The 15,744-nt window shown below is 50.4% G+C and carries 16 protein-coding genes; 5 read left to right on the top strand and 11 right to left on the bottom strand.

The genetic code is table 11. The annotated features are described in order from the left end of the window. The first annotated feature begins 51 nt into the window (after positions 1-51). Together AAGQ96_RS01665 and AAGQ96_RS01660 are read left to right on the top strand one after the other, a co-directional pair. On the top strand, positions 52-321 hold the full coding sequence (locus AAGQ96_RS01665; RefSeq protein WP_147194165.1) for a type II toxin-antitoxin system Phd/YefM family antitoxin: 270 nt from the start codon (positions 52-54) through the stop codon (positions 319-321). Continuing rightward, positions 311-598 (top strand): type II toxin-antitoxin system RelE/ParE family toxin, encoded by a 288-nt coding sequence (locus AAGQ96_RS01660; protein ID WP_147194163.1) that lies wholly within the window; start codon positions 311-313, stop codon positions 596-598. Before AAGQ96_RS01665 ends, AAGQ96_RS01660 begins: the two co-directional genes overlap by 11 nt. A gap of 83 nt (positions 599-681) precedes the next feature. On the opposite strand, the gene AAGQ96_RS01655 is transcribed toward AAGQ96_RS01660, so the two are convergent. The 4 genes from AAGQ96_RS01655 to soxR form a co-directional block, all read right to left on the bottom strand. Continuing rightward, positions 682-2,331, bottom strand: a complete 1,650-nt coding sequence (locus AAGQ96_RS01655) for a Na+/H+ antiporter (protein WP_147194161.1) — start codon at positions 2,329-2,331, stop codon at positions 682-684. A gap of 170 nt (positions 2,332-2,501) precedes the next feature. Continuing rightward, the gene (locus AAGQ96_RS01650; RefSeq protein WP_147194159.1) at positions 2,502-3,848 is read right to left on the bottom strand and encodes an NCS2 family permease; all 1,347 of its coding nucleotides are present in this window, start codon (positions 3,846-3,848) and stop codon (positions 2,502-2,504) included. A 379-nt stretch (positions 3,849-4,227) separates the two neighbouring features. Beyond that, entirely contained in the window at positions 4,228-4,890 is a 663-nt protein-coding gene (locus AAGQ96_RS01645) for a glutathione S-transferase (protein WP_147194157.1), read from the bottom strand. A 43-nt stretch (positions 4,891-4,933) separates the two neighbouring features. Then, entirely contained in the window at positions 4,934-5,401 is a 468-nt protein-coding gene (soxR, locus tag AAGQ96_RS01640; protein WP_147194155.1) for a redox-sensitive transcriptional activator SoxR, read from the bottom strand. A gap of 119 nt (positions 5,402-5,520) precedes the next feature. Between soxR and soxS the strand changes: the two genes are divergently transcribed. Beyond that, positions 5,521-5,943: a superoxide response transcriptional regulator SoxS gene (gene soxS, locus AAGQ96_RS01635; RefSeq protein ID WP_342754676.1), complete on the top strand. Its 423-nt coding sequence runs from the start codon at positions 5,521-5,523 to the stop codon at positions 5,941-5,943. Positions 5,944-5,964: 21 nt separating this feature from the next. Here soxS and AAGQ96_RS01630 read toward each other — a convergent pair whose 3' ends face one another. Next, positions 5,965-7,263 carry a diguanylate cyclase gene (locus AAGQ96_RS01630; RefSeq protein WP_147194151.1) on the bottom strand — a complete coding sequence of 433 codons (1,299 nt, stop codon included), beginning with the start codon at positions 7,261-7,263 and terminating at the stop codon, positions 5,965-5,967. Positions 7,264-7,292: 29 nt separating this feature from the next. Continuing rightward, on the bottom strand, positions 7,293-7,562 hold the full coding sequence (pgaD, locus tag AAGQ96_RS01625) for a poly-beta-1,6-N-acetyl-D-glucosamine biosynthesis protein PgaD (protein WP_342754675.1): 270 nt from the start codon (positions 7,560-7,562) through the stop codon (positions 7,293-7,295). A gap of 670 nt (positions 7,563-8,232) precedes the next feature. Between pgaD and AAGQ96_RS01620 the strand changes: the two genes are divergently transcribed. After that, on the top strand, positions 8,233-8,514 hold the full coding sequence (locus tag AAGQ96_RS01620) for a YjcB family protein (RefSeq protein WP_147194147.1): 282 nt from the start codon (positions 8,233-8,235) through the stop codon (positions 8,512-8,514). A 47-nt stretch (positions 8,515-8,561) separates the two neighbouring features. On the opposite strand, the gene AAGQ96_RS01615 is transcribed toward AAGQ96_RS01620, so the two are convergent. The 3 genes from AAGQ96_RS01615 to AAGQ96_RS01605 form a co-directional block, all read right to left on the bottom strand. Next, positions 8,562-9,515 (bottom strand): ATP-grasp fold amidoligase family protein, encoded by a 954-nt coding sequence (locus AAGQ96_RS01615; protein ID WP_147194145.1) that lies wholly within the window; start codon positions 9,513-9,515, stop codon positions 8,562-8,564. 257 nt (positions 9,516-9,772) lie between these two features. Then, on the bottom strand, positions 9,773-10,720 hold the full coding sequence (locus AAGQ96_RS01610; protein WP_147194143.1) for an ATP-grasp fold amidoligase family protein: 948 nt from the start codon (positions 10,718-10,720) through the stop codon (positions 9,773-9,775). Between the two features lie 6 nt (positions 10,721-10,726). Next, positions 10,727-11,983: a polysaccharide biosynthesis protein gene (locus tag AAGQ96_RS01605; protein WP_342754674.1), complete on the bottom strand. Its 1,257-nt coding sequence runs from the start codon at positions 11,981-11,983 to the stop codon at positions 10,727-10,729. A 542-nt stretch (positions 11,984-12,525) separates the two neighbouring features. Between AAGQ96_RS01605 and AAGQ96_RS01600 the strand changes: the two genes are divergently transcribed. After that, on the top strand, positions 12,526-12,921 hold the full coding sequence (locus AAGQ96_RS01600; RefSeq protein ID WP_147194138.1) for a transposase: 396 nt from the start codon (positions 12,526-12,528) through the stop codon (positions 12,919-12,921). Between the two features lie 851 nt (positions 12,922-13,772). Here AAGQ96_RS01600 and AAGQ96_RS01595 read toward each other — a convergent pair. After that, on the bottom strand, positions 13,773-14,738 hold the full coding sequence (locus AAGQ96_RS01595) for a DMT family transporter (RefSeq protein ID WP_342754673.1): 966 nt from the start codon (positions 14,736-14,738) through the stop codon (positions 13,773-13,775). A gap of 30 nt (positions 14,739-14,768) precedes the next feature. Next, a complete protein-coding gene (locus AAGQ96_RS01590; RefSeq protein WP_342754672.1) occupies positions 14,769-15,641 on the bottom strand; it encodes an AraC family transcriptional regulator in 873 nt (290 codons plus the stop codon). Positions 15,642-15,744: the final 103 nt, after the last annotated feature.

Genomic DNA, 15,744 nt, shown 5'->3' with positions numbered 1-15,744 from the left:
AGGTACGAATTAATTAAATCGTACCGGTTTAATCTGTAAGAGGAAAAACCCATGTATAGTTTTACGGCCAGCGAGGCAAAAATCCAGTTTGGTGAAGTACTCAACAAAGCGCAGCGTGAGCCCGTTTTTATTACCAAAAACGGCAAGGACTCCGTGGTGGTGATCTCAGCGGAGGATTATGCAGAGATTGAAGCCATTAAAATGGCTCACCTGCGTGCGATTGTAGACGAAGCAGACCGCGACATTGAAAGTGGAAATCTGGTAGACGGCCCAGATTATTTTGCTCAGCTAAGGGAAAAGCGCGCAGTCAATGACATATAAACTGACCAGACCTGCAATACGGCATATGAACGCTATCTCGGACTACACGCTCAACACGTGGGGAATCATCAAGGAAGAACAATACATGCGCCAGTTGCAGGCCTGCATGTCGCAATTGGGGACAAATTCTATGCTGGGAACACCCCGTGACGATGTTCGCCCGGGCCTTCGTTCCTTCCCCTGTGGTCGGCACAAAATTTACTTTCGCCAGGCGCCGCACGGCGTGAATATTTCTGGCGTGCTGCATCAAAGCCAGGATCCAAAGAAATATCTCTAAGCCAGTAAGAATGGTTAACTACTCTTCCAGCTTTTGTACTGAAGTATAGATAAAGCCGCGAGCCTCAACCCGCGGCTTACAACCTACTCTTCTTTCTCAATCAGCAGCGTTTCCAGCAGATCGAGATCGTGCAGCATCTTCTGCATGGTTTCATTACTGATTTTCTGCGTTGCGCGCAGGTGGTACAGCTCGCCACGTTCGGCACGCAGCGCGGTCAGACGGAAGCGACGTTCCAGATTCTCCGCATACTGCGCGCGCTCCAGATCGTCCTTGCCGTCCACGCGGCGACGCATATTACCGATCACGCGGGAACTGACCTCTTTTACCAGTTCCGAATCGATATTCTCTTCGGTATCGGCAATCAGCCGCTCTTCCATCTTGTAGAGGCTTTCGATGGCCGTTCCCGCCATCACGGCACGCGCCATCTGCATTTCATGACGGTGAGCGGTTTTATCCATGCCCGCCACGCCGCGCAGCAGCAGCGGCAGCAAAACGACGCCAACCAGCAGTGAGAACAGGATGACGCCGGTGGCCAAAAATACCAGTTCATAGCGCGCCGGGAACGCATCACCATTAGTCAGAAACAGCGGTATCGACAGTACACCCGCCAGCGTGATGGCTCCGCGTACGCCAGCAAACGAAGCGATCAGCAGCTCGCGCAGGCTGTAGCTGGAAAACTCCATCGGCTTCTTTTTCAGCCAGCGTTTGCTGATCAGACGCATCGTCCACAGCCAGGTGAAACGCACCACCATCAGCGCAGCGTAAATCAGCACTACCGACAGAACCAGCATCCACAGATCGACATTCGGATCGGCATCGGCCTGAGAAACGGAAATTTCCAGAATGTCCGGCAGTTGCAGGCCCAGCATCAGGAACACCATGCCGTTAAACACAAACTCCAGCATCTGCCAGACGCTGTTCGCACGCAGACGCATCGCCAGCGGCGCCTGACGGATAATCCCGGAGCGGGTAATGGTCATCCCGGCAGCAACAGCGGCAAGGATACCGGACACGCCAATATGTTCGGCAATCAGGTAAGACGCAAACGGCAGCAGCAGCAGCAGAACGGTTTGCGTAGCGGGATCGTCACCGCTCCAGCGGCTGAGCAAACGCAGCGATTTGCCGTACAGCCAGCAGATGGCGATACCCGCCAGCAGGCCGCCGACGGCCACTTTCACAAACTCCAGCGAGGCACCAGAAACGGTGAAAACCATGGTTCCCATCGCGACAGCGACGGCAAATTTCAACGAAACCAGACCAGACGCATCGTTCATCAGCGCCTCGCCTTGCAGAATCGACATGATCTTCTTGGGAATACGCCCTTCCCCCACGATGCCGGACAGCGCCACGGCATCGGTTGGCGACAGCACGGCAGCCAGCGCAAAAGCAGGCAGCAGCGGAATGCCCGGCACCAGCCAGTAGATCAGGTAGCCAATACCGACAACGGTAATCAGCACCAGCACCAGCGCAAGACCGATGATTTCCCGACCGTGGTTCAGGAATTCACTGGTCGGCGTTTTCCAGCCGTCGGCAAACAGCAGCGGCGGGATAAACAGCACCAGGAACAGCTCCGGGTCAAAATCGACATGCAGGCCAAACGTCGGCCAGGCGAGCAAGGCGCCCATGGCGATCTGTACCAGCGGCAGAGGGATTTGAAAAGGGATAATGCGGGCGGCAACGCCGGAGAGCGAAACCACCAGCGTCAGGATCAGAATAGTAAAAAAGATTTCCATGTTGTCCTTACATAGCTTCCAGATAGCAACAAAAGTTCCGGCTTAAGAGTGAACACTCTTCTCTGATAGTAAACAAAAACGGATAGGGTTGAAAAACCTGAAGTGCGTTATCGGCAATTAAAGAGGGAAATTTAGAACAAAGGCCGGCTGGCACCGGCCTTAACGTTAAATCAGATAGCCCAGCCGCCCGCGTAAAACGCCACCAGCGCAATGGCGATAACGACAGTCCCCACGTTGAGCTTGCGCCACTCACCGGCAAAAATACGGCCAATCACCAGCGAGCCGAAACCGAGCATGATGCCGGTAACGATGTTACAGGTTAGCACGATAAATACCGCAGCCAGCAGGCCCGACATCGCATCGACAAAGTCGCTGAAGTCGATTTTCGATACGTTACTCAGCATCAGCAGGCCGACGTACATCAGCGCAGGTGCGGTAGCGTAACCCGGTACCAGGTAAGCCAGCGGCGACAGGAACAGGATCAACAGGAACAGCACGCCAACCACAATCGCCGTCAGGCCGGTCTTACCGCCCGCCGCCGTTCCCGCCGCCGATTCGATATAGACCGCCGCCGGTGACGCGCCAACCAGACCCGAGAAGATGCTGCTTACCGAGTCGGTGGTCAGCGCCTTGCCGCCGTTAATAATCTGGTTGTCTTTATCCAGCAGGTCGGCCTGCCCGGCAACCGCACGGATTGTGCCGGTCGCATCAAACACCGCGGTCATGACCAGCGCCAGAACGCTTGGCAATACGGCCGGTTTCAACGCGCCCAAAATATCCAGACTAAACAGCAGTGAATTCCCCTGCGCATCTTTCAGTGAAGGCATGGCAAACAGGCCCTGGTATTTTACTGCCGGATCGAAAATCAGGCCCAGTGCGGAAATTGCGATAATCGTTAGCAGAATCCCGCCCGGCACGCGCAGCTTTTCCAGGCCAAAAATTACTGCCAGACCCAGCAGCGACATCATGACCGGAAACGACGCGAAGTCGCCCAGCGCCACCGGCAAACCTGGCGCCGGATTTTTAACCACCAGGCCAACACCATCAGCCGCAATCAGCAGCAGAAACAGCCCGATGCCGACGCCGGTACCGTGCGCCACGCCCATCGGCAGATTACGCAGGATCCACGCACGAATGCCGGTCGCGGAAATTACCGTAAACAGCACGCCCATTAAAAACACGGCGCCAAGCGCAACCGGGACGCTGATGTGCTGCCCCAGCACCAGGCTGAAGGCGGTAAACGCGGTCAGAGAGATGGCGCAGCCAATCGCCATCGGCAGATTAGCCCACAGGCCCATCACCAGCGATCCGAAACCGGCTACCAGACAGGTTGAAACAAAGACGGCGGTAGGAGGAAACCCGGCTTTACCCAGCATGGAGGGTACAACGATGACCGAATAGACCATGGCGAGGAACGTAGTGAGGCCCGCTAAAATCTCCTGGCGAACCGAACTGCCGCGCGCAGAGATTTTAAACCAGGCATCCAGCGATCCGCTGGCCTGAGAAGGCGTAGACATAGTGAAAATCCCCTGAATTTCTTATGATTTATCGATGCGTGACGCAGGAAGCTCAAATCGGGTTCAACGTTACCATCCTGGGTGGCACTGTTCACTGATCGAAAAATCCTCCATGCGAGGCGGCGATCGGAAAAAAGGCAAACGTTTAACTGCGACGCGCATAATGCCTTTTCAGAAAGGCAAACGATTATCCTGCCTTTAAGCCTGCATTTTCAACTGCCGATCGCCGCTATTTGCACAAGCCTGACACATCGCGCTGAAATATTAAGCAGCTCTGACTCTACCCAGCGGTTTCATACCGCTGTAATAGCACTTTCTTATGACCGCCGGTCCGATTACAGCGACATGAAACAAAGCGTGATGGCAAGGCAAAAAGCATTCAGTCGAGTTTTACTTCACCGCCTTTTTGCAAAGCACGCTGCCAGGCCGCGCGATTTTGCACCTTAGTCAGCCAGGCCTGGATGGCCGGGCTGTCGCCTGCGCCACCGCGTGCACTCAGTGCCTGTAGTGGGAAGCTCATTTGAACATCAGCAATGCTGAAGGTTTGCCCGGCAAACCAGGCATTGCTGGCCAGATGCTGCTCGATAAAATCGCGGTGGGTGGCGAGCTGTTTATCCAGCCACGCTTTTTGTACGCCTTTAGCAAACGCGTTGCCAACCGGCCTCAGCAGCCACGGCACCGGCGGTTTCCCCATGCGGCCGAAAATCAGCTTCATCACCAGCAGCGGCATCAGCGATCCTTCGGCATAGTGCAGCCAGTAACGAGACTGAAGGCGCGCATCTTCATCATTAAGTTTCAGCCGATTTTCTGCGTCATAATGTTCGGCAAGGTACTCAAGGATCGCGCCGGATTCGGCAATCACCCGATTTCCATCGGTGATCACCGGGGATTTCCCCAGAGGATGCACTTTTTTAAGCGAGTCGGGCGCCAGCATCGTGGCTTCGCGCTGGTACTGCTTAATTTGATAAGGCACTTCCAGCTCTTCCAGCATCCACAGCACGCGTTGAGATCGAGAGTTATTCAGATGGTGAACGGTAATCATGACCTGTCCTTGTGTAAGAGAAGTGCTATCAGTATAGACAGCTTTACTCCCGCTCTGGCTCAAGCAGGATGGCGCCGGTACCGCGCTCGCTAAGCTGGTCACCTGGGTTACGCAGCGGGCAGTCTTCCATTGATAAACAGCCACAACCAATGCAGCCATCCAGATCGTCCCGTAGCCGGGTGAGCGTGCGAATACGCCCGTCCAGCTCTTCCCGCCATTTTTGCGTCAGTACTGCCCACTCTTTTGGCGACATTCGCTTGCCGGGCGGAAACTGCATCAGATGTTCGCCAATGGTCGCCAGCGGAATACCAATGCGCTGGGCAATTTTGATCACCGCGACGCGACGCAGAACGTCACGGTGATAGCGACGCTGGTTGCCTGAATTGCGAAAGCTGCTAATTAATCCTTTGCTTTCATAAAAATGCAGTGCAGAAACAGCAACGCCACAGCGCGCGGCCACGTCGCCGGGCGTCAGTTCGCGCTTATCTGCCGAATGGCGACTTTTTTTCATTTTGACCTTTACCTCAAGTTAACTTGAGGAATTATACTCAGCAGCCATTGAGAAGGCGAAATGTCATTTGCCACTGCGAACACCCTTAACCGCCCACCAGGCCCAGGGAGAAGAAAAGTATGCATGATGAGATCATCCAAACTCTGACCGACTGGATTGAAAGTAATCTGGATAAAACGCTTTCTGTTGATGAGGTTGCCGCTCGATCCGGCTATTCGAAATGGCATCTGCAACGCATGTTTCGTACCGTCACCCGGCAGACGCTGGGGAATTACATTCGTGAACGCCGTCTGACGCTGGCGGCCGAAGCGCTACGCCAGACGCAGCGGCCGGTTTTCGATATTGCTATGCAGTATGGTTACGATTCGCAGCAGACGTTTTCCCGCGTGTTTCGTCGGCAGTTTTCCCAAACGCCTACCGCATATCGTCACACTATGCGCCGCGCCTTAAAGCGTCAGGTCGGCTATAACTTTGACTGTAGCGAATTCCAGCCCACCTTTGACAACGCGGTGAAAAGCAGCGATTGCGCGCTCTGTAACTGACCGGGCAGGCATGGCGTGGTCTCAGGCGCCATCCCGACTGACCACGCCATGTTCGTGCTGGCCCCAAAAAGTCGGGGAAAAATACCAGCCGCCGCCCAGTTCCTTGATGTGGTACATCGCCGCATCGGCCTGCGCAATCATCGCCTCACCGGAACTGTGATTTTTTGCCAGCGCCACGCCAATACTGAGCGACTGCGTAACCAGTGTTCCATCTTCCAGCGCGATCGGCTCGCGCATTGCTTCAATCACGTTTTCCGCTACCCGGCCTGCCTGATCGCCGCTGTCGATGGACGACAGCAGGACGGCAAACTCATCACCGCCGAGTCTGGCAACCAGATCGTCCTTGCGTAATCGTCCCCGCAGACGTTGTGCGGTAGCGGCCAGAACCAAATCTCCCGCCGCATGGCCATAGCGGTCATTCACTTCTTTAAAGCGATCGCCATCAATAAACATCACGGCCACCTGTCCCGCCGCCAGCGGATTACTCAGCTGTTTATTCAGCTCCTGTTCAAACGCGGTACGGTTAGGTAAACCGGTCAGGGCATCATGGCGAACCTGATGAGAGAGCGTATCGTTTTCCCGCTGCAAATGACGCTGCCAGTCGGACATTTCATCAAGCAGGCTATTGAAATCCCCGCTCAGCTTGTTCAGCTCTGCAATAGAGGAAGAAGGCACGCGCCGGGAAAACGCCCGCTGTTTACGCACTTCGTGGGCGACCGAGGTGATATTTTGCAGGCCAGACACAATGCCCGCATGCATGCGCTTCGATAAATAGAAGGAAAGCATGGCCGACAGCAGCATACTGCCGCTCAGCCATTTCAGCGCCTGAGTCAGGTAATGCCAGACCCGGCCTCCGTCACCGGTCAGCCAGACCTGCCCGACTTCTTTCCCACCGTGCATCACCGGCACCTGGATGGGCTGTGGAAACAGCCAGTGCGACAGCAGGCTGCAAGCGAAATGGTGCGTCCCTTCCGCATAAGACTGCCAGCTGGTCAGCAAATGATGGCGGGCATCAAGGATCCTGGCCTGGCCAAATTCGGTCTGTCCACCGATATCCTGCAACAGCAGCTTTGCAGCTTCTGCGTCGCCCGCGACCACGGCCTGCTGCACGCTGTAACTGATGGTGGTGGCAATCAGCTGAAGATTGTTATCCGCATAGCTGCGCAAGGCCAGCAGCGCCAGCACCAGCAGCGAGATGCCGCTGAACACCAGCGAAACCACAATAATCACCACATGAATGCGCCGCAGTGATTTGCGTAACGTTGGCAACGGTTTTGAAGATTTCGCGGTAATATTATCCGCAGGATAGCCCTGTTGCATGCTTCCTCCCACACCGACTGAACGGCAAATTAGCTACGTTCACGCAGCGTCTCAACATCGATAATATGACCGTATTCGTCATGATGAACCTTCAGAACATCGTGACGGTTTAGCCGTTGAACGTCTTCAGGAGTAATCGCAAAACTCTGTGCCACTTCCTGTAGCGCCAGTCCGGGACGGCGGTTGCGGCGCTCAACCCGCAAGCGTCTTTGGTTGTATTGGGCCCAGCCAATTAACACCGGCGCATTAAACAGGGCGATAACCTGCTTATCCTGAAAGGGCTGATAGCAAACACTCATGCTCCTGATGTTTGTTGCGCCATAAAATGCGGTCGGGAAACGAAACGCTGGGCAAATTTCAAGTAAAAAAAAAGGCTCCTGCATTCCGCAAGAAGATGAATTTTAGAATTTTTTATCGTGAAAAATCCTACAACCCAATGACAGGTTGTACAACTTTTCAGGTGTCAGATTCATCCCAAAGAAGCCAGTAAACTGCTAAAAGCATCGGGAGAGAAGGAAACGATTAAGAGAGAAAAACGTTTTAACTGGCAAACAGAAAGAAATACGGCTAATTAACGACAACGATTATCATCAGAAGTCTCAAAAAAAGCGCATTATGAAAATGTGAAAGAGATTATTGATAATGTTTTTTGGCGTCCTTTTCAGCTGTTATTCCGCGCAAAATTTGCGTTAACGGAAATAACTATCGAGAAAAAAACGTCTCTACAGGCAAATAAAAAAGATAACCCCCGGAAAATAAAAGTGTATTAACCAATTAGGAGAAATAACCATCATACCAGGGCTAAAATTTATTCAACGTTTAAAAATGGGGTGATATAATGTGACCATCATCACACTTATATGACCTTTTGTGTCAGTTCAGATGCAAAGCTTCCCTGACAGCTTTACGTCCGGACAGGTGATGCCATTTTTAATGTCAGGCAAGATTTTCGCGGAGTCAGAAAAAGATATGGGTACATTAACCGCTAGCCTGGTGCTGATGAGATGGGAACTGGTTAGTGCAGTAATGATGTTTTTCGCCAGCACCTTTAACGTGAAGTGCCGTCAACGCAGCCGCAACGGCATGGCCTTCATATTCACCGGTGTCGGCATTGGCATGTCATGTTGGTTTGTTACCGGCCTGCTGGGTATCACCCTGAGCATGGATAACCTGTCTAACTTCTGGCATATCACGAAAGATGTATTCGTTGATGTGATGAGCCACACGCCAGCAGATTATCCCCTGCCTTAAACACCAACGAGCCGCTATCTCTGAGAGTGCGGCTCGCCGTTATGGCCTTAAATCTTCTTCAGTACGCCAGGTAACGCCGCCTCTTCGCCGACCGCTTTAGCCAGCGCTTTCGTTTTACGTTCCTGCAACCACATATCGCCCATGATTTTATCCAGGCCCTGCTCCAGACCCGTCACCATGCCTGCACCCGGCGTAAACGTCAGTTCACCGAAGTAAATCTGTCCTTCGCTGATATACCAGTCAACGCGGACATAGTCGAAATCCTTCGCCAGCTTTTTGCTCAGATCCAACGCTTTTTCCAGCGTTTCCATTTCCGGTGTGATATCCAGACCGGTATCACGGATCTTATAAAAGCAGGATTTCAGCGTGTTTACGTAAAAATTCATCGACAGCGGCGAGTTACCACAGCGGTTGTAAATCACCTGTAATACATACTCAAAGCTGCCATCTTTCTTGTTGAACATGTGAAACTTGTAGTCAACCGCAGCAAAATTACCGTCACCGACATACTGCTCAACCAGAATACGCGGCTTGATATAGCGATAGTGAATTTCGCGAGCCTCGTGCGAAAAATCCTTTGCCAGCCACTCTTCACAGCGCTTGATCAGCAGCTGCTTCTGGATACATTCAGGTTCTTCCAGCAGGATTTCCACCATGCCGGAACCATGATTGGGCTTCACCACCGTATTCTTCAGGCTCTTTAAGCCCAACAGAGTGATCGGATCCGCCGTTTCATGCAGTAGTGGGATCAGATATTCATCACCAATGGTTTGCGCGATGTAGTCGCGAACCAGCAGTTTATCCGACAACAGACCATAACGGGCGTGGTCGCCGGTGACGAACTTACGATACAACACCTTCTCATTAAACAATTTTGGCTGGTGTAAGTTGGGCAATTTTTTAAATTTATGCAGATAATAAATTCTGTCCTGGTAAGACCAGGGCATTTTTTTGAAAAGGAACATAAACCCTTTTCTTAATTCTGCTTTGAGTTTTGACATTTTTTACCTCATTTGCAGGCTTTTTAGTTGTGTGAGGAATGCTGTGTCGGGCATGAAAGCCACGCCCTTAATAGTTACCTGGTGTCATACGTGTGGCTCTCGACCGTAACGCGACAAACTCCCCTGGCGCTTACGCTTTGCAACTAAGGAGAAAAATTCCCATCAGTGCGACAACAAAACGTTAAAGCAATGGTGTAGCTCAAACACATTCAGATTTGTTGAGGTGATACCGACAAGCATCGCCGGTATCGTCCACATCAATCCTTCAAACTTTTTTTTGCACTTTCTTGCTGCATACCTGGCGACAATGTGGCTGTCTGATCATGCTGTAACCACATATTACCCATGACCTGATCCAGACCATGTTGCAGAACCGGCATCAGACCTGCGCCTGGCGTGAAGGTGAGTTCACCAAACCAGACTTCGTCGCCGTTGATGTACCAGTCGACACGGACGTAGTCGAAATCGCTGGCCAATTCTTTGCTCAGCGTCAGGGCTTTTTCGAGTGACGCTCTTTTGTCACTGATATCTAACCCGGTATCGAAACGTTTGTAGAAACAGGTATCCAGATTATTCACGTAGAACAGCATCGATAACGGCTCGTTGTCACAGCGGTTGTAGACCACTTGCAGAACGTATTCGAAATGCCCATTACCTTTGTTGAACATATGAAACTTGTAATCGATCGCGGTCGATTTATCGTCGCCGATACGCTTCTCAACCAGAATTTGTGGTTTGATATAGCGATAATGAATTTCACGCGCTTCAAACGAATAATCACGGGTCAGCCACTCTTCGCAGCGCGCAATCAGCTTCTTTTTCTGCACAAAATCCGGTTCATCAACAAACACTTTCACCATGCCCGAGCCGTGGTTAGGCTTAATCACCGCATCCTTCAGTGATTCCATGCCCAGCAGAGTGGTCGGATCGTCGGTGGTGTGCAGAAGCGGGATCAGATATTGCTCGCCGATTTTTTTGGCGATGTGTTCCCGAACCAGGATTTTGTCTGACAGCATCGCGTAACGGTCGTAATCACCTTTCACGAATTTGCGGAACAAAACCTTCTCATTGAAAGATTTGGGATGTTGGATGTGCGGAAGACGCTTAAACCGGTGGAAATAGTAAAGGCTGTCCTGACAACGCCATGGCATTTTGTGAATGGCGTTTAAAGCAACTTTTCTCATCTGTTTTTTAACGTTCAACATTTTGATTCACTTATAAATTTTGTAGTTGAGTGAGGAAAGCTGCATTTTCAAAATGACGCCATTCTTAAAGAAATAATTCATCAGGGTCAGTGATAGCAGCTCGGTCACCAGTACGCTCCATGCGGCGCCTGTTAATCCCCAATAGCGAATGAAAAACCAGTTGGTCATCACGCTAATTGCTACCAGCAAAACAATTTTTACCAGCAGGTAATTAAAGCCGCCCTCTTTCACCATATAACGATAAGCTATTGTTCCTAAAGCGGAAAAACAGGTCGCTATTGATAACAACGTCACTAAATGACCGGATGCTGCATAGTCATGTCCATAAAGCGCGCTGACGATCTTTTCGCCAAACAGGGCGACGACCAGCAGCATGAATAATGAGACAGCAATGACGTAGCCATTGAGTCTTGAAGCCAGTTTTACTGCCATGTCACCACGTTCCCGGAATATTTCGGAAAAGCAGGAAGTAATGATCGCTACCGGAATAAAAATCCATGAAGCAGAAATAGTATTGGCGGCGGTAAACAGCCCCAACTCATGCGCGGAGCCCACGCCAACTAAAAAGAACTGCGCCAGCTTCACCTGAATCGAGATGAACACGCTGGAAATCGCCAGCGGCAATCCTGCATGAAGCAGGTAACGCAGATAGCTACGATGTTTGCGCTTTGACGGCGAAATAATATTGTTTTTCCGATAAAACGTTTTGCGCTTGATCAGATAAGGCACCAATGTGACTGCAATAATTGATAACGACAGCCAAACTGGATTGAGCTTAAACCAGGCCACGCTGAAACTGATGGCAAAACTGATAATCATTCCCGTTGCGTTAGCAATAGTGTTCATACGTGATTCAAGACGTACGTTGTTATAAACACTAAAAATATCTTGCGTAACAAAGATGGAAGACATGAACGATGCGATGGCGAAAATCAAAAAATTTTCACGCATCATCAGCCATACATATATCAATACCGGCCCGGAAAGTAATAATAACAGCACCATACGAAGCTGTTTTGCCACGGCCATCAGCCGCATTCCTTTGGCCGTGTTTTTACTGATGCTTTTAAAAAGTATGGTTTCCGTACCAAAAATGGCTACAGTTTGCACAATTGAAAAAAGCGAAGCTGAGAATGCAATTTGCCCAAAGATAGCTGGACCAAAAGCCTTTGCGACGTAAGACGTAACAAAAATCACACCAAAAACCGAGACAACCTTCTCTGACATCATCCAGGCAGCGTTAGAGATGACACTGTATTTCATTGAAGCTTCCTTTGTAGAACTAATAACTTATAACAACAGTCAATACATCCTTGTCTACAACAGTGAAAAGTGAAGAAGCCTGGACATACCTGGCGAAATATAAATCCGGGAAGTTATTTTACAGGCAGTAAAAGCCCGCTCTTATTTAAAAGATTTTTTATTTTAACTTATCGTCAATTGACGATTGTCTGATTATCCCTGGACTTGATTGTAAGTAACTAACTCACAGATGCCTGCAATCTGGTAAACATTCTGGCACAGATTTTTTTCTCTGCATCCGGGAGCATTCTGAATTACTCACTGGCCTTACTGCTGGCACGAATTGAATTTATAACAAAAACCGACATACCGAAAGCTAAGCAGGCCCTTTCGAAATAAAATAGGAGAAATCCCATGATGATATTTATTCATAATCCCTTAACTTAAAGCCTGCAATTCAAATCGCGCACTTAAAGCCGCTGACCTAATTCTGGGAACATTTAGATCCATTAATTAGTGCAGCCATTCTCATCACTTTATAGTTAAGAAAGGTAATAGCATTTATGAGAAAGTCACGATATACAGAAGAGCAAATCACCAGTGCCATTAAAGCATCTGAATGCGGCGTGAAGGTTAAGGAGATTTGTGAAGAACTGGGGATTTCCGAAGCGACCTTCTATAGCTGGAAAAAGAAATATGCTGGGTTATTCTCTGAAGAAGGCAGGAAAATCAAAGAATTAGAAGAGAAGGTGCACAATATGGAGCGCGAGCTGCATATGCTCTCTTCAGACAAGGAGATGCTGCAAAGCGTGCTAAAAAACTTCTTTACTACTAACGATAAACGTCAGGCAGTTAATTTTTTGCAGGATACTTTTGATATCGGAACCCGCCGTAGCTGCCGTTTGTTAGATATTAGCCGTAGCGTTTATCATTATCCTTACAACTGTGAAAATCAGTAATTGAGACGCATTAAGTCTTTTTTTTTCCACCTCCAGGACCAAGTTTAAATATTCTCATTGTTAATTAGAAAGTTGAGTCGGAATTAAAGGAGACGCTATTTTTTGATGAGTTAATTCTCAGCAACGTCCCTTACCTGGCTGAAGAAAACGCACCTTTTTTATAAAATATCAATATTTTCAACCTGTTATGAGCGCATTTATCTTTGCCAGCAAAGATAAATGCGCCAAAAATGACATTAAGACCGCTTACCGATAAGCCCAAAAATGGGCAATCTGCTTTAGTACTGTTTATCGTTCCGCGTTTAAGAATGGTTTATAAAGCTGATCTGTCACTGTTAACACATTCGTAACCTCGCCGAAACCAATCCTGTAAAACCGCCGCATCGCTGCAAACTTACCGTTTCCCCCGTGACTGGTAATACCAGAAATTATGCAATAAAGCTTAATAATACCCCCTATAACGACGATTAAATGTACAGCGCAGTAAACCTTTGTTGTGGCTTTCTAATGTATAAGTCATTTCCCCGGCGCATTTCCAGGCACTTTGTTCTGTTAACATTTGAGTTAATACTGGTTTGATATTACAAAACGCGTCTCAAAAATGAAGAATTTTGTAAACAGTAGCGCTCATTGACTGTCCTGAAAAAAGCCTAAATGTCATTAGCGATTATTCTTATGGCGGAACAATTGTGAGTTATGCAAGGCATGTCATGTTGTTTCGGGGAGATTGCTTCACTGAGAATAGACTGAAAAGTGCGATATTAGTCACAAATCTATATGTCGCCTTGCGGGAATACGACCAGGCTGAATCTGAAACAGGGCAAGTTATCTGCCCTGTCAGAATGAGACATTTATCGGGGAATAATTGCCTTTTTTAAGACCGGCTGCGGCTTGATACGCGTGGCGACAATAACGCCGGTTATCAGACAAAAAATACCGCAAAGCGTGGGCAGCGTGGGCCAGCTCTGACGCAGCAGAAAGGTATAAGCCAGCCCGGCCAGCGTTTCAAAAACGATCAGCGGCCCCACCAGTACCGTTGGCAGGCGCTGGCTGGCCTCGTTCCAGCACAGCGCACCAAGCCAGGAGCAGACCAGGCCAATAACTGCCATCAGCGCAATAAAGGTGCCTGGCCGTGGCCCGAACGGCAAGGCAAATGCCGGCTGGCTGAAATGAAGCTGTATACTCACGAGGGCATAACCCACTACTGCCAGCGGTAGCGTTGCCAGCCCCTGTGCCGTTGCCCAGGTTGTGGCCTTTCTTTCCGGATGCTCCCGCAACCAACGTGCATTGCGTAAGGGATACCAGGTCCAGCAAATCACGGCCATTATTGCCAAACCAATACCGCTCAGATAACGCAACAACGCAATCTGCTGACCGCTTTGCTGCCATTCCGCCACGTTAACAAAACCCAGACCCAGCACGATCAGCACCAGGACCGGTACAAGCTTACGCCATGCCAGTCGTCCATCATGGTGGCCATATAGCAGATTGGCACCTATTGCTATCACCACCGGCAGCGTCCCGATAATCATTGTCGACACAGGCGCGCCGGTACGCTGGATCGCGTTAGCCAGGCAGGTGTAATAAATGAGGTTGCCGACAAGCGCCAGCTTGAGGGCTTCAATCCAGTCGCTGTAAGTGAGTTGACGGAGCCTTTTGCGATCGCGCCATGCCAGCGGCAACGCTATCAGGCCAAACGCCACATAGCGCCCTACCGACTGTAGCGCGCCCGGATAATCTGGTACCAGTAAGGGGCCAACGAAAATCAGTCCCCACATCAGCCCTGCGGCCAAAGCAAATAACACACCCGCTAACATGATAATCCCAATATAAAGAAGAAAAGGCGATTATCCGTGGTGTCCGGGCAGAAAGATTGTAGGAGATTGCGCTTTGCGGCTTTCAGCCACTTGCTTCTGATACCGCACCGGCGTGGTGCCATAACGGGCGGCAAAGCTGCGGGTAAGATGCGCCTGATCGGTCAGCCCCGCTTCTGCGGCAACGCTGGCGGCAGGCATGCCTGACGTTAACAGCTGTTTGGCGCGCCAGAGACGGAAAGCCATCAGCATTTGGTGGGGCGTCACATGATAATGCGCTTTGAACTGGCGCTGGAAATGATAAGGACTGAGTGAGACCAGCGCGGCCAGCTCGTCCAGGGTGATCGTTGCTGCAAGGTTGTCACGCAGATAGTGTTTAACCATATCAAAACGATGGCCGCCTTCGGCAGGTGCCTTCGTCGCCATTCGCGCATGTGGCCGGAGCAGATCTGTCAACGACAGCATCAGGCTATCTCGCGCCAGCGGCGCCTGCATTTGCCAAAGCTGAGCCAGCAGGTTAGCAAGCTGCACGGCACGCGGCGGATCAAAACGAACCGCCTCGCTAAACCACCAGCCGCGCTCACCCGTTAGCGATTCAAGCAGCGTCGGGTCGAGATAAATCATGCGATATTGCCAGCCGTCCTCGCTGGCAGACTCTCCCGTATGCAGCTCATCAGGGTTCATCAATACCAACGACTGCGCAGGGGCTACGTGCTGTGCTCCCCGATAGCGAAAACGCTCGGCTCCCGTTTCAATCATGCCGATACCAAAGGCTTCATGCGTATGAGGCTCAAAAGCGTGGCGGGAAATATGGGCATGATAAAGTTCCACGCCAGGCAAGTCAGGCAGATGCCTGAACCGGGCGCGGTCTTTTTCATAGCTGAATTGAGCCGGAACTCCCTGCAAAACGCCTCCGAAAGGGACAGTTAGATCTTAACACTACGATGTTAGTTCAACTCTTCCATTCCACAATGGAAAACTGTGATGTTAGATGCTGCAACAAATGTTC

It is taken from the genome of Pantoea sp. MBD-2R (assembly GCF_039134845.1).
GTDB lineage: Bacteria > Pseudomonadota > Gammaproteobacteria > Enterobacterales > Enterobacteriaceae > Erwinia.
The sequence above is the reverse complement of the archived record's forward strand: the minus strand, read 5'-3'. Positions and strand labels throughout refer to the sequence as shown.